The 17,312-nt window shown below is 72.2% G+C and carries 13 protein-coding genes and 1 riboswitch; of the genes, 6 read left to right on the forward strand and 7 right to left on the reverse strand.

Annotated elements, in window-relative coordinates; all coding sequences use genetic code 11:
* Positions 1-161 precede the first annotated feature (161 nt).
* Positions 162-1,379 carry a glycoside hydrolase family 3 protein gene (locus H9640_RS06910; protein WP_191789970.1) on the forward strand — a complete coding sequence of 406 codons (1,218 nt, stop codon included), beginning with the start codon at positions 162-164 and terminating at the stop codon, positions 1,377-1,379.
* Positions 1,380-1,500: 121 nt separating this feature from the next.
* Here H9640_RS06910 and H9640_RS06915 read toward each other — a convergent pair whose 3' ends face one another.
* The 6 genes from H9640_RS06915 to H9640_RS06940 form a co-directional block, all read right to left on the reverse strand.
* Positions 1,501-2,220, reverse strand: coding sequence for an ABC transporter ATP-binding protein (locus tag H9640_RS06915; RefSeq protein WP_191789971.1), 720 nt, complete (start codon positions 2,218-2,220; stop codon positions 1,501-1,503).
* Positions 2,207-3,100, reverse strand: a complete 894-nt coding sequence (locus H9640_RS06920) for an ABC transporter ATP-binding protein (protein ID WP_225226852.1) — start codon at positions 3,098-3,100, stop codon at positions 2,207-2,209. Before H9640_RS06920 ends, H9640_RS06915 begins: the two co-directional genes overlap by 14 nt.
* 125 nt (positions 3,101-3,225) lie before the next feature.
* Positions 3,226-4,665 carry a branched-chain amino acid ABC transporter permease gene (locus H9640_RS06925; protein WP_191789973.1) on the reverse strand — a complete coding sequence of 480 codons (1,440 nt, stop codon included), beginning with the start codon at positions 4,663-4,665 and terminating at the stop codon, positions 3,226-3,228.
* Complete coding sequence (locus tag H9640_RS06930; RefSeq protein ID WP_191789974.1) at positions 4,662-5,696, reverse strand: branched-chain amino acid ABC transporter permease; 1,035 nt, start codon at positions 5,694-5,696, stop codon at positions 4,662-4,664. The genes H9640_RS06925 and H9640_RS06930 overlap by 4 nt, the downstream gene beginning before the upstream one ends.
* Before the next feature lie 170 nt (positions 5,697-5,866).
* Positions 5,867-6,958, reverse strand: coding sequence for a branched-chain amino acid ABC transporter substrate-binding protein (locus tag H9640_RS06935; RefSeq protein ID WP_307823913.1), 1,092 nt, complete (start codon positions 6,956-6,958; stop codon positions 5,867-5,869).
* Between the two features lie 447 nt (positions 6,959-7,405).
* Positions 7,406-8,257 (reverse strand): aldo/keto reductase, encoded by an 852-nt coding sequence (locus tag H9640_RS06940; RefSeq protein WP_191789976.1) that lies wholly within the window; start codon positions 8,255-8,257, stop codon positions 7,406-7,408.
* A 245-nt stretch (positions 8,258-8,502) separates the two neighbouring features.
* On the opposite strand from H9640_RS06940, the gene H9640_RS06945 reads away from it, so the two are divergent.
* The 5 genes from H9640_RS06945 to H9640_RS06965 all read left to right on the forward strand — a co-directional run bounded on the left by H9640_RS06945 (position 8,503) and on the right by H9640_RS06965 (position 13,172).
* A complete protein-coding gene (locus tag H9640_RS06945; RefSeq protein ID WP_191789977.1) occupies positions 8,503-10,047 on the forward strand; it encodes a polysaccharide deacetylase family protein in 1,545 nt (514 codons plus the stop codon).
* A 182-nt stretch (positions 10,048-10,229) separates the two neighbouring features.
* The gene (locus H9640_RS06950) at positions 10,230-10,433 is read left to right on the forward strand and encodes a cold-shock protein (protein ID WP_030152390.1); all 204 of its coding nucleotides are present in this window, start codon (positions 10,230-10,232) and stop codon (positions 10,431-10,433) included.
* Positions 10,434-10,562: 129 nt separating this feature from the next.
* Positions 10,563-10,674: riboswitch (SAM riboswitch) on the forward strand.
* A gap of 105 nt (positions 10,675-10,779) precedes the next feature.
* Positions 10,780-11,154 carry a hypothetical protein gene (locus tag H9640_RS06955; RefSeq protein WP_191789978.1) on the forward strand — a complete coding sequence of 125 codons (375 nt, stop codon included), beginning with the start codon at positions 10,780-10,782 and terminating at the stop codon, positions 11,152-11,154.
* A gap of 132 nt (positions 11,155-11,286) precedes the next feature.
* A complete protein-coding gene (locus H9640_RS06960) occupies positions 11,287-12,039 on the forward strand; it encodes a hypothetical protein (protein ID WP_191789979.1) in 753 nt (250 codons plus the stop codon).
* A 134-nt stretch (positions 12,040-12,173) separates the two neighbouring features.
* Positions 12,174-13,172 (forward strand): transglutaminase-like domain-containing protein, encoded by a 999-nt coding sequence (locus H9640_RS06965; RefSeq protein ID WP_191789980.1) that lies wholly within the window; start codon positions 12,174-12,176, stop codon positions 13,170-13,172.
* Positions 13,173-13,223: 51 nt separating this feature from the next.
* Here H9640_RS06965 and H9640_RS06970 read toward each other — a convergent pair whose 3' ends face one another.
* The gene (locus H9640_RS06970; protein WP_191790053.1) at positions 13,224-17,165 is read right to left on the reverse strand and encodes a TM0106 family RecB-like putative nuclease; all 3,942 of its coding nucleotides are present in this window, start codon (positions 17,163-17,165) and stop codon (positions 13,224-13,226) included.
* Positions 17,166-17,312: the final 147 nt, after the last annotated feature.

A 17,312-nucleotide genomic window follows, 5' to 3' on the forward strand; every position in this document is an offset into this window, starting at 1 on the left:
GTCCGGAATCGGGGGGTTCCGGACGCCAACCGCATGCTCGGCCGACGGCAACCGCATGCTCGGCAGCGGAGCACCCCGCACCCCGGCACGTGACGCGAAGAACACGCTCCCAGCACCGCCCGGCGACGCGGTGCCCCCGGGAACCGTCCTAGGGTCGAAGCATGAGGTCGTCCCGTCGAGGCGCCACGAGCGCCGCCCTGCTCACCACCGTCCTGCTGCTCGCCGCGTGCTCGCCGGGAGGCGGGACGCCCTCCCCGACGAGCGCTCCGCCGTCGGGCACGCCCACCCCCACCGCGACCGGGACGCCCACGCCGACCCCCGCACCCGACCCGACCACCGACGCCCCGGACCCCCTCGCCGGGTGGAGCCTGGAGCAGAAGGTGGGCCAGCTCCTCATGGTCGGGGTGAACGTGGGGAAGATCGACCAGGCGAGCTACGACGCGGTGCACCAGCACCACGTCGGCAACGTGTTCCTCGCGGGGCGTACCCAGGCCGGGTCGGTGCGCGTCAAGAACCTCGTCGACTCGTTCACTGCCCTCGTGTCCGACGAGACGACCCACGGGACGCCGATGTTCGTCTCGACCGACCAGGAGGGCGGCACGGTCCAGGTGCTCCGCGGGCCCGGCTTCTCCGACCTGCCGAGCGCCATGGAGCAGTCCACGCTGGCCCCCGCGGAGCTCCAGAGCCAGGCCACCACGTGGGGCAAGGAGCTCGCGGACGTGGGCATCGACCTCAACCTCGCACCCGTCATGGACGTCGTGACGAGCCCCGAGACGGCCGCGACCAACGCACCGATCGGGTACTTCGAGCGGAACTACGGGTTCGGGGTCGAGACCGTGACGTCGCACGCGAACGCGTTCAGCGCGGGCATGGAGGCGAACGACGTCGACGTCGCGATCAAGCACTTCCCTGGGCTGGGTCGCGTCGGGGGCAACACCGACACGACGGCGGACGTGCGGGACGCCGTGACGACGCGGGACGACCCGTCGGTCGACGCCTTCCGGTCCGGCATCGAGGCGGGCGCGGCGTTCGTCATGACGTCGACGGCGATCTACGACCAGATCGACGCCGGTCTCCCCGCAGCGTTCTCACCCGAGGTCGTGGACGGGCTGCTGCGCGGCGACCTCGGCTTCGGTGGCGTCGTCATCACCGACGACGTGTCGAAGGCCGAGCAGGTGCAGGCGTGGTCGCCCGGCGAGCGGGCGGTCCTGACGATCGCCGCCGGGGGCGACATGGTGCTCGCGTCGGCCGACCCGACCGTGATCCCCGAGATGGCGACCGCGCTCGTCGAGCGTGCGCAGTCCGACCCCGCCTTCGCCGCCAAGGTCGACGCCTCGGTGCTGCGCGTGCTGGCGGCCAAGGAGCGCCTGGGCTCCTGAGAGGCCCGTCGGCCGCTCCTGTCCCCACGTGCCCACACCTTGTTCCACACGTTGTCCCCATGCCTGTCCACAAAGTTATCCACAGGCCTGGGGACAGTGTGCACAAGGAGCGCACCACCGCTCACGCGACCCCGAGGTACGCCTCCTTGATGCTCGGGTCCGCGAGCAGCTCCCGGCCGCCCCCGGAGCGCACGACCTCCCCCGTCTCGAGCACGTACGCCCGGTGCGAGCGCGACAGCGCCTGCCGCGCGTTCTGCTCCACGAGCAGCACCGTGGTGCCCTGCGCGTTGATCTCCGAGACGATCCGGAAGATCTGCTGGATGACCATGGGTGCCAGACCCATCGACGGCTCGTCGAGCAGCATGAGCCGCGGCCGGGCCATGAGCGCGCGCCCGATCGCGAGCATCTGCTGCTCGCCCCCGGACATGGTCCCGCCGACCTGCGACGTGCGGTCCTCGAGGCGTGGGAACAGCTCGAAGACCCGGGCCAGGGTCTCGTCGTGCACGGCCTTGTTCTCGAACGTGCGCCCGTAGGCCCCCATCTCGAGGTTCTCCAGGACCGTCATGCCGGGGAAGATCCCGCGCCCCTCGGGTGCCTGCACGATCCCCTCGAGCACCCGCAGGTGCGGCTTCATGCGCGTGATGTCCTTGCCGTCGAACAGGATCTTCCCGCGCGACAGCGGACGGATGCCCGAGACCGCGCGCATGGTCGTCGTCTTCCCGGCGCCGTTGGCCCCGATGAGGGTCACGAGCTCGCCCTCCTCGACCGTGATCGACACGCCGCGCACGGCCTCGATCCGCCCGTACGCGACCGTCATGTCGGTGATCTCAAGCAGGGGCATCGGTGTCTCCCTCGGGCAGCTCTTCGTCGGGTACGCCCAGGTAGGCGGCGATGACCTTGGGGTCGGCCGTGACGTCCTCCGGGGTGCCCTCGGCGATGACCTTGCCGAACTCGAGCACCACGATGCGGTCCGTCACGCCCCGCACGAGACGCATGTCGTGCTCGATGAGCAGGACCGTGTACCCGTCGTCGCGGATGTGGCGGATGAGGTCCATGAGGGCCTCCTTCTCCGCCGGGTTGAAGCCGGCCGCGGGCTCGTCGAGGCACAGCAGCTTGGGCTCGGTCGCGAGCGCCCGCGCGATCTCCAGGCGCCGCTGCTCGCCGTAGGACAGGTTGCGCGCCTTCTCCGTGGCGCGCGCCCCCACCCCGACGAACTCGAGGATCGCCATGGACCGGTCGATCGCGTCGCGCTCCTCCTGCCGGTGCCGCCTGGTGCGCAGCAGCGCGCCCGGCACCGAGGTCCGGTGCCGCGCGTCCGTCCCCACGACGACGTTCTCCAGGGCCGTCATCTCGTTGAACAGACGGATGTTCTGGAAGGTCCGGGCGATGCCGAGGCGCGTGATCTGGTTGCGCTTGGCCTTGCCCAGGACCTGCCCGTCGAACCGTACGAGCCCCTTGGTGGGCCGGTAGACGCCCGTCATGGCGTTGAAGGCCGTCGTCTTGCCGGCCCCGTTGGGCCCGATCAGCCCCAGGATCTCCCCGCGCCGGATGTCGAACGAGACGGAGTCCAGCGCGGTCAGACCGCCGAACACGACCGACACGTCCTCCATGCGCAGCAGCGGCTCGCCCACCTCGGTGCGGACCGTGCGGTCGGCCGCGACGATCGCGTCGACCAGCGCGGAGTCCGCGAGCTCGGGCCGCACCTCGGTCACGTCGACCATCACCGGCTCGGCGAGCCCGGCACCGGGCAGGTACTTCTCGGCCATGGGCTCGCCCGCGTCCGCGGACAGCGACAGGTGCGCGTCGCCGACGTCGCCGCCGGCCCCCATGCCACCAGGATCGTTGCTCATCGGTTCCCCCCGTCGGTGGTCTCGTCGTGCTCGCCGGCACCGGTCCCGGCGGGGCCGCTCCCGGTGGCGTCGCGCCCCGTCCCGCTCCCCGTGCCCGACGCCGGAGCGGACGTCGCGTACGCGGCCTGCGGGCCGCCGTCGGGCATCTTGGCGAGCGTGCGGCGCGCCGCGACGTACAGCTCGCGCCCGTACGTGAGGAGCTTCTGCCGGACGGGTATGAGCCCCTGCGGCCGGAAGATCATGAGCACCATGAGCGCGACCCCGAAGAACAGGTACTTGTAGTTCGCGATCTCGTTGCCGTCGATCGGGATGCCGAACAGGGACGTGCGCCCCAGGAAGAAGTTCGGCAGATACACGATGATGAACGCCCCCAGGATCACGCCGAGCTTGTTGCCCTGGCCGCCCAGGACGACCGCGCACAGGAACAGGACCGAGTTGATGATGTTGAAGTTCGTCGGGATGACGAACTGCACCTGGCCCGCGTAGATCGCGCCCGAGACGCCGCCGATCGACGCCCCGATGACGAACGCCCACAGCTTGAAGCGGAACGTGGGCACGCCCATGATCTCGGCCGCGTCCTCGTCCTCGCGGATCGCGACCCACGCCCGGCCCACGCGCGAACGCTCGAGGTTCCCCACGAGCATGAGCGAGATGATGATGAACACCAGGGACAGCCAGAACCACCACACGCCCGAGTTGAGCGTCGTCCCGACGTTGCCCGCCGAGAACACGCCGTTGGGCAGCTCCTCGGTCACGCCGAGCCGCGGGTAGGCGACCGACTTGAGCCCCTGACCGCCCCCCGTGATCTCGTCGAGGTTGTCCGCCAGCAGGCGCACGATCTCACCGAAGCCGAGCGTCACGATCGCGAGGTAGTCGCCGCGCAGGCGCAGCGTGGGCGACCCCAGGACCAGGCCCGACATGGCCGTGATCGCGACCGCGACGGGCAGGATCGCGAGCCACGCCCAGTCATCCGACAGCCAGCCCTCGGGCTGCGTCACGTTCCACGGGCTGTCGGGGCTCGTCATGATCGCGAGCGTGTACGCGCCGATCGCGTAGAAGCCCACGTAGCCGAGGTCGAGCAGACCCGCCTGCCCCACCACGACGTTCAGGCCGATCGCGATGAGCGCGTACATCCCGAACTGCGCCATCACGGCGCCGAAGTTGGTACCGACCGTGGTCAGGACCGGGATGTTGAGGATCGGCAGGAGCGCGATGAACAGGATGAACGGGACGCCGACCCCCCACTGCGCGGGCCGCGCGAGCGCGTCCCACCACAGCCGGAACCGGTCCCCCACGCCGCCGTGCGGACGCTGGGCCACGGGCGTCTGGCCCGCAGGCGGGAGCTCGGGGCGGGGCCGTGCGGGCGGGGTGGCGCCGTTCGTCGCGGCCGTGCCGCCGGGGACCCCGTCGTTCCCCGCAGGAGTGCTGGTGCTCATGCTCGTGCCCTCCCCAAGGACTCGCCGAGGATGCCGGTCGGGCGGAACATCAGGACCACGATCAGCAGGACGAACGCGACCACGTCGCGCCACTCCGTGCCGAACACGACCTGCCCGTAGTTCTCCATGACGCCCAGCAGCAGGCCACCGAGCAGCGCGCCGCGCAGGTTGCCGATCCCGCCGAGGACCGCCGCGGAGAACGCCTTGATCCCCAGGATGAAGCCGCCCGAGTAGATGATCCCGTTGGGGACGCGCAGCGTGTACAGCAGGGCCGCGGCCCCGGCCAGGACGCCGCCGATGAGGAACGTCAGCATGATGATGCGCTCGCGCGAGACCCCCATGAGGGTCGCCGTCACGGGGTCCTGCGCGACCGCCCGGATACCGCGCCCGAACTTGGTCCGGTTGATGAACATGTCGGTCGCGAGGGCCAGGATCAGGGCCGAGAAGATGATGATGAGCGTCACGTTGGTGACGTTGGCGCCGAAGAGCGTGAACTGGACCTCGGGCTCGACGAGCCGGATGGGCTGCTCCGCGTTCACGCCGCCGAGCTCACCGCCCGTCAGGGCCGGGAGCACGAAGTGCACGAACTCCTGGATCACGAACGACGCGCCGATCGCGGTGATGAGGAAGACGAGCGACGGGGCCCCGCGTTTGCGCAGGGGTCTGTAGGCCACGCGTTCGAGCCCGACAGCGGCCCCTCCCGCGACCACCATGCCGCCGATCATCGCGATCCCCAGATAGAGGACCGTGAGCAGGATGCCCTTGTCGAACGCGTCGCCGCTCGGGTAGAAGCCCAGGGCGAGGAGCGTGGCGTACTGCCCGAACATGCCGAGCATGAAGATCTCGGAGTGGGCGAAGTTGATGAGGCGCAGCACGCCGTAGACGAGCGTGTAGCCCACCGCGACGAGCGCGTAGACCGCGCCGTAGGTCAGGCCGTCGACGGTGAGGGCCCAGAAGTTGCGGCCGAGGGCCGCGAGGTCGAATCCGATGAGTGGGTCGGCGGCGAGGACGCCGTGGACGAGCATCGACATGCTGCTCCTTGAAGCCGGTGGGAGGGCGGTCGGCCGACCACCGTGCGCCCACCCCGCGAGGAGGCGGGCGCACCGTGGTCCGCTCGGCGGCTGCCGTCAGGCGCACCGCCCCGGCCCGGCCGTGCTTGGCCGGGAAGGGGCGGCGCTCCGGACCGGCAGGCGCCGACCGGCTACTGGACCTCGTAGATCCAGATCAGCGCGGACGAGAGCTCGCCCGTGTCGTCCCACTTGTAGGTGCGGGCCAGGCCCTCACCGTCGTAGCTCGTCACGAAGTCGAGCATCCCGGCCCGGTCCGTGACGCCCGACGCGATGCCCGTGAGCATGATCGTCGCGAGGTCGTAGCCCTCGACCGAGTAGACGCCCGGGGCCTGACCGTTGAGCGCCTCGTACGCGGCCGCGAAGTCGTCGGGAGCCGGGCCGCAGGGGCAGGACAGGATCGCGCCCTTGGACGCCGCGCCCGCCTGGGTGACGAACTGCGGGTCGTTGGTGCCGTCCGCGGACACGAACGGGATGTCGACGCCCGCGTCACGCAGCTGCTGCGCGAACGGCGCGGCCTCCGCGTAGTAGCCGGCGTAGAAGACGGCGTCCGCGTCGGAGCTCGAGATGAGCTGCGTCGCGGCAGCGAAGTCCTTGTCGCCGACCTTGACCTCGGCAGAGCACGAGTCGTCGGCCGCGTCGCCGAGGCCCGCGGTGATCTCCTTGGCGAGCCCCACGCCGTAGTCCGAGTTGTCCTGGACCACGCAGACCTTCTCGTACCCGAGCGTGTCCACCATGTACTTGGCGACCGCCGGACCCTGGACCGCGTCGTTCGCGAGACCGCGGAAGAACGTCTTCCAGCCGTTCTTCGTGATGTCGGGGTTGGTGGCCGACGCCGACAGCGACGGGAGGCCCGCCTGGCTGAAGACGTCGCCGGTCGCGGAGGTCTCCCCGGAGAACGCCGGGCCGAGGAGCGCGATGATGCTCGCGTCGCCGACGATCTGCGGGGCGACCTGGGTCGCCTTCTGCGGGTCGCCCTCGGTGTCGAACTCCTTGATCGTGACCTGGCAGCCCGCGTTCGCTGCGTTGAACGCGTCCACCGCGACCTTGGCGCCGTAGAGGATGTTCTGCCCGAGTGCGGCGTTGGGGCCGGTCAGAGCACCGGCCATGGCGATCGAGGTGCCCTCGGCACACTCGGCCGTGCCGTCTCCGGCCGGGTCGACGGGGTCGCCCGAGGTCTCGACCGGGACCTCGGCCCCGTCGATGTCGATCTGGACGGACGGCACGATCTTGAGATCGGCCGACCCTGACGCGCTCGACGACTCCGTCGAACCTCCGTCGTCCCCCTGAGACTGGGTACCGCAAGCGGTGATGGCGAGGGCGGCTGCCAGCACGAGAGCCAGCCCACCCGTCGTTCGACGTGCTGTGCGTTGCATTCCGAACCTCCGTGCGCCAGATCGCACCCGGGTGCTCGGAGACCTCGCACCCGCGGTGGATCACCTGATATTCAGCACTGAATAACGTGCTGACGATGGCACAGGTCGGACCAGCGCGAAACCCCAGATGCACAATTGCAACCAGGGACTCACACGCGGCGAACCGGACAAGGCGCCCGAGGTCCCGGGCCCCGGGTCCGGCGACCTGAGTGCCTGGAACGTACGTGGGCGCGGTTACGCGAGACTCCGTCCCGCGTTACGGGGCCGTCACAGGAACGTCTCGATCCGGTCCGGGGATCAGGACGGGTACTGCGAGAACGCGGCGGTCGCGGGGTCGGAGCCGAGCCGGGCGTCCGAGTCGAGCGCGTCGATCGCCGCGATCTCGTCGGGCGAGAGCTCGAAGCCGAACAGGTCGATGTTGGACGCGAGGCGCTCGGGGTTCACGGACTTGGGGATGACGATCCGGTCGCTCTGGACGTGCCAGCGCAGGATCGCCTGGGCGGGCGTGACGCCGTGGGCGTCGGCGACCGCGGCGACCGCGGGGTGGTCGAGGTCGGCGCCGCGTCCGAGCGGCGAGTACGCCTCCACGGCGATGCCCGCCGCCCGGGTGGCCTCCTGGGTCGCGCGCTGCTGGTAGGTCGGGTGGACCTCGATCTGGTTGACGGCCGGGACCACGTCGGTCTCGGCGAGCAGGCGCGCGAGGTGCTCGGGCAGGAAGTTCGAGACGCCGATCGCGCGGGCCGCGCCGTCGGCGTAGAGCTTCTCGAAGGCTCGCCAGGTCTCGACGTAGAGGTCCTTGCTGGGGACGGGCCAGTGGACGAGGTAGAGGTCGACGACCTCGACGTCGAGCTCCTCGCGCGAGTCCTCGAACGCCTGGAGCGCCGACTCGTACCCCTGGTCGCCGTTGCGGAGCTTGGTCGTCACGAAGATCTCGTCACGTCGCAGGCCGCTTGCCCGCAGCGCCGCACCGACACCGGCCTCGTTGTAGTAGCCGGCCGCGGTGTCGATGTGCCGGTACCCGGCCTCGAGCGCCTGCTCGACGTTCTTCTGCGTCGCGTCGTCGGGCACCTTGAAGACGCCGAGCCCGACCTGCGGGACGGCGACACCGTTGTTGAGGACGACGTCGGGGACCTGCGTGGGGGAGACCATCACCCCTTTCTACCCCGACGCCCGTGGCCCGCACCACCCGTCCCGGCGGCGGCGGACGGGTCGCGAGTGCGTCGCGGCCGGGGCGCAGGCGGACCGCAGGCGGAGAGCCGGCAGGTGACCGGTCGGTGAAGGCCGTGGAGCCGTTGCGAGGACCGTGCGAGAGGGTGTCGCAGACGACTGTGGCGCTGCTCTCATCGGCCGTGCCGGTCGCGACGCGCACCCTGCGCGGGTGGCACGGTGGACTGATGTCCCAGTCCCTGCCTCCGTCCCGCGGCCAGACGCCGGGCGGCTCCGCTCCCGCGCGCCCGCGGAACCGAGCCCTCTGGGTCCTCGCCGTGCTCGTACCACTCCTGGTCGTCGCCGCGGGCGTCACGTTCTACCTGACGCGTGCCGCGGCCGACCCCTCCGGAGAGGCGTCTCCCACGGGTACCCCGTCGCCCACGGCCCCTCCGGCCCCCGCCGAACGGGTCGACCCGCCGCCGGTCCTGGACCCGGCGTCGGTCGAGAACCTCGAGATCCACCAGGAGTCGACCGCGAGCACGGGCGACGCCCGCTCGATCTCGACGGTCTCCGTCCCGGGCGAGCGCTCCCTCTCGCACGCCTTCGGCACGTTCGTCGACGAGACCGAGAAGGCGTACGACGCCGCGGTCGACCCGGCCGGGGTGGGCAACGAGCTCAACGTCGGATGGGACCTGGTGCTCGCGCAGGGAGACGTGCTGGGCGTGCGTGCCACGACGTACTCCTTCACGGGCGGGGCGAACGGCACGACCGGCGCCCAGACGTTCTACACCGACCTCCCGCGCGCGACCACGACGTGGTCCTCGGACCTCTTCACGGCCGACGGCCGCAAGCAGGCCGCGCAGTGGGTCGACGCGGCGCTCGACCAGGCCGGGCTCGGGTTCGAGGAGCCGGTGCCCGCGTCGGAGGACACCTTCCGGGACGTTCGCCTGGGGCCCGACGGCGCCGCGACCCTGGTCTTCTCCCCCGGCCTGGTCTCTGCCCGCTCGGACGGAGAGCTGGCCGTGCGCATCGAGCCCGACGCGACGCGGACGGTCCTGTCCGCGGTCGGGAAGCAGCTCGCGGACACCGCGTCGAGCGGCACCCCGTTCATGGGGATCACGCCGCCGCCCGTCGAGCCCCCCGTGACGACCCCGCCCGTGCCGCCCGCGTCCCCGGGAGCCCCGGACTGCTCGGTGCTCAGGTGCGTGGCCCTGACGTTCGACGACGGACCCGGCAAGCACACGTCGCGCCTGCTCGACACCCTCGCCGAGAAGCAGGCCAAGGCGACGTTCTTCCTCGTCGGCCGGTCCGTCACGTCGCACCCCGACCTGGTCCGCCGCGAGGTCGCCGAAGGGCACGCCATCGGGAACCACACCTGGTCCCACCCGGACCTGTCCAAGCTCGGCACGGACCAGATCACGGACGAGCTGACGTCGACGGCGGACGCGGTCGAGGCCGCGTCAGGCGTCCGACCGACCCTCGTGCGCCCTCCGTACGGCGCGACGAGCGACACTGTGACGAGCGTCCTCTCCCAGCGGAACGAGCCGGCGATCCTGTGGGACGTCGACACCGAGGACTGGAAGAACAAGGACGCGGCCATGACGACCGAACGGGCGCTCGCAGGCGTCCGACCTGGGGCGATCCTCCTGATGCACGACATCCACGCCTCGACCGTCGACGCCGTCCCGGGCATCGTGGACGGTCTGCGGGCTGCCGGCTACACGCTCGTGACGGTGCCCGATTTGCTCGACCCTGACCTGGTTGGCGGACAGGCGTACTTCAATCGTTAGCATCAGGGCTAGCACAGTCGGAGTAACCCCTGTACCGTAGCCGGTGAGATTGCAGTGCCTCGCTTGTCCTTGCGCAACGGCCCCATGCCACCGCGAACCTTGTTACCCAAGAGTTGACGACGAACACCGTGATGTTCGGCTCCAGATCATGGAGCTGTTTGAAACTCTAGAAGGAGATCCCCATGGCATTGGGAACCGTGAAGTGGTTCAACGGCGAAAAGGGCTACGGCTTCATCGCACCTGAGGACGGCAGCGCCGACGTGTTCGCGCACTACTCCGCCATCCAGACGCAGGGCTTCCGCTCGCTCGAGGAGAACCAGCGCGTCGAGTTCGACGTGACGCAGGGCCCCAAGGGCCCGCAGGCGGAGAACATCCGCCCGCTCTGATCTCACTCGCCTCCGGGCGTAGCTGATCATTGAACGAGTGCCCCCGACCGTCTCGGTCGGGGGCACTCGTGCGTCCAGGACCAGGTGCTCCCTGTGCTCGGTCGGTGACGCCGTGGTAGAACTGAGAACGGTCCAGAGGACCAGCGAACCGCCCTCCGGCGTGCTGGTCCGGCAACCGCGCGACGCGCACGGTGCTCCCGGAGGAAGACCCGCCCCCACGACCGTGGGGGAAGAGCGAGGCCCGACGTCGTAGGGCGCCTCCTCGTGCCCCTCACCCGGGGAGCCTCCCGGGTGGGCGTGCGCACGCGGGTGAGCCCCGTCGTCGGGCACGGAGAGAAGGAGCACCATGGCCGAGCGCGTCATGGAACGCCGGGCGACGGTCGTCGCCTGTCCCCCGCCCACCGTGTGCGACCGGTTCGACACGGGGCACCTGCTGCACCCCGTCCACGAGCGCATGCTCCGCAACCGGCCCTGGGGGTGGCGCGAGGGCGTCGTGCTCGCGGTGCGGACGACCAGCGGCGGCACCGAGGTCGTCGTCGAGTACGCGACGGGCGAGGGAGCGTGCCGGGTGTGGCACCACACGAGCCTCGCCCTCGACCCCGGGGTCACCGTGCGGGTGCACGAGCAGTACCACGCGCTCGAGCTCGCGGGACGGGCGCTCAACGTCCGGCTGGTCGGCGGGGTGGGTCCGGCGCCGGAGCCGCCCCACGCTCGCCGCTGAGTGCGTGATCCGGCTGCGACTCGCCGGGCGTCTCGCAGCCGGACCATGCACTCGACGGAACGGGCGGGCCGGGCGCCGCGTTGAACCGGTGAGGGCACCCGCCCTCGACGGTTCGACCAGAAGGACACGCTCATGGGATTCCTCGACCGCCTCCTCGGCCGCACCCCGCAGGACGACAGGCTTCACGGTTCGGCAGACCGTCCCGGTGCGCCCGCCTACGGCACTGCGCCCCCGGCCCCGACCGGCCCCGCGCGCAGCGAGGACGACGTCGCGATCGACCGCTACCGCTACCTGCTGCGCACGGCTCCCCCGGAGGCCGTCGAGCAGGCGCACGCCGAGGCGTTCGAGCGGCTGACGCCCGAGCAGCGTCGACGCGTGCTGACCGAGCTGGGTGAGAACGTGCCGCCCGCCGAGCGCGCTACCTCCGACGACCCGCAGTCGCTCGCCCGCATGGCGACCCGCGCCGAGATGCGCAACCCCGGCACGCTCGAACGGTCGTTCGGCGGCAGGCAGGGCGGGCCGGGCGGGCCGGGCGGGCCGGGCGGGCCGGGCGGGCCGGGCGGGCCGGGCATGGGCTCGATGATCGGCTCGAGCATGCTCGGCACCATCGCGGGCGTCGTGATCGGCTCCGCGGTCGCCAACATGATGTTCGGCCCGATGTTCGGCGACCCCACGGCCGACTTCGCGGGCGACGGCGGCACCTCGGGCGCAGGCGACCCGGGCGCGACCGAGGGCGACCCCGGAGCCGGCGACACGGGCGGCGACGACGCGGGCGGCGGCGACGCGGGCGGCGGCGACTTCACCGAGGCCGGAGGCGGGGGCTTCGGCGACTTCGGCGGTGGGGACTTCGGCGGTGGGGACTTCGGCGGGTTCGGAGACTTCTGAGGACCTCGTCCGCCCGGCCCTCGCTCGGACGGAGCCGACGGTCCGCCGGGCCGAGGCATTGCCCTGGCGCGCGACGCGGTCGACACTGGTGCCCGGCATCACGCCGCTCGTGACCCGCGACCTCGGAGGATCCGATGAACGACCCGTCCAGCCGCCTCGAGCCGGTCGGCACGACCGCCGTCCATCCCGCGGTCGCCCGCTGGGTGGCCCACTCGCCGTACTCCTCGCCCGGGGAGCACGCCCAGCTCCTGCGGGGCGTACCCACCGACCCGGACGCGCTGGGGCAGGTGGCACGCAACGTGATCGCGCACTATCGCGCCGAGGCCGAGTTCATGCCGGCCGAGCGTGCCACGGACGTCGACAGCCGGTGGCTCGCGACGATCCTCGACCTCGACCACTCCCGGCACGGGACCGCGCTCACCGAGCCTCGGGCGGTCTGCGACCGGGTGGGAGGCTGCTGCCGGGACCACGCGCTGCTGACCGTCGGGGTGCTGCGCGAGCACGGCATCCCCGCCAGGACCCGCGTGGGGTTCGTCTCGTACTTCACGCCCGGCTTCCACCACGATCACGTCGTCGTCGAGCACTGGGCGGACGGCCGCTGGTTGCGCTGGGACCCCGAGCTCACCGCGGGAGACCCGGTGTTCCCGTTCGACCCCCTGGATCTTCCACGGGGCACGGGGGATGTCGCCGAGGACCTGGCTCTACCGTTCGTCCCCGCAGCCACGGCCTGGCTCGCGCTCCGTGCCGGGCTGGCGGACGCGGACCTGTTCGGAGTGGACCCGGGGCTGCCGTTCCGCGGCGACTGGTTCGTCCACGACTACGTCCTGTTCGAGCTGGCCCACCGTCAGGGGGACGAGCTGCTGCTGTGGGACACGTGGGGGGCGATGAGCACGGACGACACGCTCGAGGGCGCCGACCTCACGCTGGTCGACGAGATCGCGACCCTGCTCGTCCGTGCCGACCAGGGCGACCAGGAGGCGGAGGAGGAGCTCACCGCACGCTATGCCGTCGACGACCGGCTGCATCCTGGGCCACGGGTGCGCACCCTCTCCCCCACGGGACCCAGCAGATGGACCGACCTCACCGACCGGCACCTCGACGCCGCCGGCAGCCTGAGGCCGCCGACCGCCTGAGTGCGGGATAGTCGTCGTCGGGAGCCCGCCACGACGACGACTACCCCGCACTCAGCGGAGCGGCGAGCGGCTGCCCGAGCTGCACAGACCGATGAACGCGCCCAGCTCGGCGAGCTCCTCGGGGTGGTTCGGCAGGTAGTCGGTGAGCCGGGGCGAGCGGACCACGACCGCGCACCACTGACCCCGCGAGACCGCGACGTTGACGCGGTTGCGCGAGAGGAGGAACTCCATACCGCGCGGCACGTCCTCCCGCGCCGAGGCCGTCATCGAGACGATCGCGACGGGCGCCTCCTTGCCCTGGAACTTGTCGACCGTGCCGACACGCACGTCGCCCAGCCCTGCGGCCGCGAGCGCGTGGCGCACGGTCCACACCTGCGCGTTGTAGGGGGCCACGACGACGAAGTCGTCCTCCGTGAGTGCTCGCGAGGCAGGTGCGGCGCCGTCCGACCCACCGGGCCCTCCGGGGTACCACGTCGTCCCGAGCAGCCCCTTGACCTGCCGCACGATCTCCTGCGCCTCCTCGACCGAGGACACCGCGTTGCCCGCGTGCTCGACCTCGACGACGTGCACGCCGGGCTCGACGCCCACGAGGACCCGCTCGCCCGCGGCGGCCTCCGCGTGCAGGAGCCCTTCGTACGCGAGCTCCGAGACGGCGTCGCACAGCGCGGGGTGCATGCGCCACGAGCGGGCCAGGAAGTAGCCGAACTCGGGTGGCAGCACGTCGTGCCCGCCACCCGCACGGGTCAGCCACCCGAGCGCCGACTGGTCGACGGGCTCGGGGTGCTGACCCTGCGAGACCTGCGGGAGCTGCTGCGGGTCGCCGAGCAGCAGGAGCCTCTGCGCGGCCCGGGAGACCGCGATCGTGTTGGCGAGCGAGAACTGCCCGGCCTCGTCGATCACGAGCAGGTCGAGCTCGCCGTCGCCGAAGCGTTCGGCGTGCGCGAAGTCCCAGGCCGTCCCGCCGACGACGCAGGGCCCCTCGGCGACGAAGGCCGCGGTCTGCGGGGAGTCGACGAGGCGCCAGGGCACGAGCCGCGACCCTTCGGGCAGGGCGGCCGCCGCGACGTCGTCGGGCAGGCCTGCGCCCACCTCACGGCCGACGGCCGACACGTCGCGCCCCTTGGGACCCGAGGCCTTCTTGCCCACGCGGTCCGCGGGCACGCCGCCCTTGGTGATCACGCCCGCGAGGACGTTCTCGACGACGTCGTGCGACTGCGCCACGACGCCCACGCGCCACCCCTCGGCGACGAGGCGGCCGACGACCTTGGACGCGAGGTGGGTCTTGCCCGTGCCGGGCGGGCCCTGGACACCCAGGTAGGAGCCGTCGAGGTCCCTGACCGCGTCGGTCACGGCGTCGACGTACCGCTCGGGGCCGTCGCCCAGGACGGGCAGCGGGTCGCCGGACACCGTGCGCGGCGGGCGACGGCGGAGCAGGTCGAGCGCCGGGTGGTCCGGGAGCACCAGGGGCGCCTGCGGCCCGTAGGGATTCTGCGCCTGCACGGTCGTGGCCAGCGCCCGGATCGACGCCTCCTGCTGGGGCGTCGGCAGCACCTGCCCGACCGCGAGCGCCATGGGCAGCGCGTCGTGCGGAGCGACCCCCTTGGGCACGGGCAGGCGCACGTCGAGGACGTCGACCTCACGCCCGTTCCCCAGCCGTCCGCGCTCGACGCCGTGGACGCGCACGCTCCCCGTCGACCACCGCACCGCGCCGTGCGCGGGCTCGATCCCCTCGGGTGCCGGTCCCTCGAAGAGCGCGGTGGCGCCGTCGTACCCGGCCTTGAGCTCCGAACCGTCCGGCAGCTCGCCGAACAGGCGCAGGCGACGCGACGGGTTGCTGCGCGGTGTGGCCTTCGCCCAGTCCTCGATCACCTCGGCCCGTTCCACGAGGAAGTACGCGCGCGGCGTCTGCCACTGGTCGACCGGGTCCTTGAGGCGCGCGAAGAACTCCTGCCAGAACGGCTTGGCCTCGCGCCAGTAGTACCCGACGCCCGCGCCCAGGAGCGCGACGGCCTCCTCGTCGTCGGTCCGTCCGTCCCCCGCGCGACCGTCCACGCCGCCCGCGAGCGCGCGGACGTCGAGCTCGACCTGCTCGGCCTCGGCGCGCTTGGCGCGGCGCGCGACCTCCGCGTCGGTCAGCTCGAGCGCGGGTGGCAGGTCGTCCTCCCAGCCGTCGCCGGCAGGGGCGGCGAGCGGGCCCGGGGCGGAGGTCGCGGGAGCGGCGCGCCCCGCGAGCCCCAGGAGGAACTCGTGCAGGCGCAGGGTCGAGAGGCAGTCGTACTCGTTGTAGTCGGCGATGCCGTGCAGCAGGCGCTCGGCCTCCTCGGTGCGGCCCGCGTCGCGCGCCGCGCAGTACGTCGCGTACGCCACGACCGACGCCGCGGCGTCCGTGACGTCGCCGCCCCGGAGCTGGTCGCCCATGTAGAGGGGTTCGAGCTTCTTGATCGAGTACGACGGCGCCGACACCTTGAGCGAGTGGCGCACGGTCGAGTAGAGGTCCACGAGGACGCCCTCGCGCAGGAGGTCGTCGACCTCCTGCTCGTACACGCCGTGCCGGGCCGCGATCGAGAGCAGGTGCGTCTTCTCGTACGGCGCGTAGTGGTAGACGTGCAGCCCCGGGTACTGGGCGCGGCGCTTGGCGAGGTAGTCGACGAAGTCGACGAGCGCCTGCTTCTCCTGGTCGAGGTCGTGGGCCCAGAACGCGGTGAAGGGCGGCTTCTCGCCGGGGCTGGTCGGTCGCTCGACGAGCCCGAACAGGTAGTCGATGTTCCAGACGATGCCCTCGGGCGAGGCGTCGGGCGCGGACCACAGCGGGTCGCCCTCGAAGTCGAAGAACACGTCGCCCGGGTCGGGGCGCGGCAGGTCGCGCAGCGGGGCGGGATCGACGACGACGTAGGACAGCGTGTGCTGCTCGGGCTCGACGGCGCCCTCGGGGCCGGCTCCCTCCCCGCTGCCCACGGCGGCGGGCGTGCTCCACGTGACCGACCCGCTGGGGCCCGGCCCGACGTCTGGCACCCCTCCCCCGTCGACCGGCACGTCGACCAGGCCGGCCTGGAGCCGCGCCTGGACGCGCAGGGTCTCGAACGTGCGCGCCGCCAGGCCCTGGGGCGGCTCGGTCGCGGCCGCGAGCTGGGTCATGGTCGTGATGCCGGCGGCGCGGAGCCGGACGCGCTGGGTGCTGCGCAGGCCCGCGACGCGCAGCACGTCGTCGTGCTCGGTGACCTGCTGCGCGCAGTACGCGCACGTGCCGCACTGACGCAGTCCGGGCGCGTCCCAGGCCACGGGCTCGGCGCTCGCCCGGTGCGCGTCCAGGAGGCGCAGCAGCTCGGTGCGCCGCTCGCGGAAGACGGGCAGGACGTCCGCGAGCCGGTGGTCGGTCACGGCGCGCGTCCCGAGGATCAGGTGCAGGGCCGGGGAGGTCTCGACCCCGGCCGCGAGGAGCTGGTCGGCGTAGGCCGCGAGCTGGAGCAGCGCGGGGACCTTCGCGCGGCGCGCGAGCTTGGCGTCGTACACGGCGTACACCGGGCCGGCGCTTCCCGGAGCGCCCAGGCCGCCCGACGTCGTCGGGCCGGTTGCGTGGGGCCACGCGTGCGCCGCCCGGCTGTCGGTGCGGATCAGGAAGTCCGCGCGCCCGTGGAAGCGTCCGTCGAAGAAGGAGCCCTGGTAGACGACGTCGACGCCGTCGCTCAGGGCGTCGAGCGTCGCGGCGTGCGCGGCCTCCAGGTCCCCGCGCCGCATGGTGCGCGGTACCGGCACCTCGCGGATCGCGTCGGCCCCCACGAGGTCGACGAAGCCCGCGAGCACCTGCTGCTCGTGCACGTCGCCGAGCGTCGCGGTGCGCTCGAGCATGTCGTCGACCTCGACAGCGGGGTGCGCGGCGCGCCCCACCTTCTCGTCGAGGGTGCGCAGCAGGCGGTACTCGCACTCGCTCGCCGCGACGAGGTCGCTGGCCGAGAAGACGAGCAGGGGCTCGACGGTCGGGTCCTGCTGGTCCATCAGGAACACGGCGACTCCTCGCGGTCACTGGGCCGGTCACGACGGGCTGTCGATCGAGGACGCGGCGGCGCCCCGGCCCGGTTCCTTTCTACCGGGCGCCGCCCACATCCTGGTCTCCGCCGACGACCACGAGGCGCCTCCCGGCCA

This window comes from Oerskovia gallyi (assembly GCF_014836745.1).
Classification (GTDB): Bacteria; Actinomycetota; Actinomycetes; order Actinomycetales; family Cellulomonadaceae; genus Oerskovia; species Oerskovia paurometabola.

What these genes read in the sequence shown, in the direction of transcription:
- H9640_RS06910 (WP_191789970.1), top strand. Translation starts at nt 162, where the DNA reads ATGAGGTCGTCCCGTCGAGGCGCCACGAGCGCCGCCCTGCTCACCACC.
- H9640_RS06915 (WP_191789971.1), bottom strand. Translation starts at nt 2,220, where the DNA reads ATGCCCCTGCTTGAGATCACCGACATGACGGTCGCGTACGGGCGGATC.
- H9640_RS06920 (WP_225226852.1), bottom strand. Translation starts at nt 3,100, where the DNA reads ATGGTCGACGTGACCGAGGTGCGGCCCGAGCTCGCGGACTCCGCGCTG.
- H9640_RS06925 (WP_191789973.1), bottom strand. Translation starts at nt 4,665, where the DNA reads ATGAGCACCAGCACTCCTGCGGGGAACGACGGGGTCCCCGGCGGCACG.
- H9640_RS06930 (WP_191789974.1), bottom strand. Translation starts at nt 5,696, where the DNA reads ATGTCGATGCTCGTCCACGGCGTCCTCGCCGCCGACCCACTCATCGGA.
- H9640_RS06940 (WP_191789976.1), bottom strand. Translation starts at nt 8,257, where the DNA reads ATGGTCTCCCCCACGCAGGTCCCCGACGTCGTCCTCAACAACGGTGTC.
- H9640_RS06945 (WP_191789977.1), top strand. Translation starts at nt 8,503, where the DNA reads ATGTCCCAGTCCCTGCCTCCGTCCCGCGGCCAGACGCCGGGCGGCTCC.
- H9640_RS06950 (WP_030152390.1), top strand. Translation starts at nt 10,230, where the DNA reads ATGGCATTGGGAACCGTGAAGTGGTTCAACGGCGAAAAGGGCTACGGC.
- H9640_RS06955 (WP_191789978.1), top strand. Translation starts at nt 10,780, where the DNA reads ATGGCCGAGCGCGTCATGGAACGCCGGGCGACGGTCGTCGCCTGTCCC.
- H9640_RS06960 (WP_191789979.1), top strand. Translation starts at nt 11,287, where the DNA reads ATGGGATTCCTCGACCGCCTCCTCGGCCGCACCCCGCAGGACGACAGG.
- H9640_RS06965 (WP_191789980.1), top strand. Translation starts at nt 12,174, where the DNA reads ATGAACGACCCGTCCAGCCGCCTCGAGCCGGTCGGCACGACCGCCGTC.
- H9640_RS06970 (WP_191790053.1), bottom strand. Translation starts at nt 17,165, where the DNA reads ATGGACCAGCAGGACCCGACCGTCGAGCCCCTGCTCGTCTTCTCGGCC.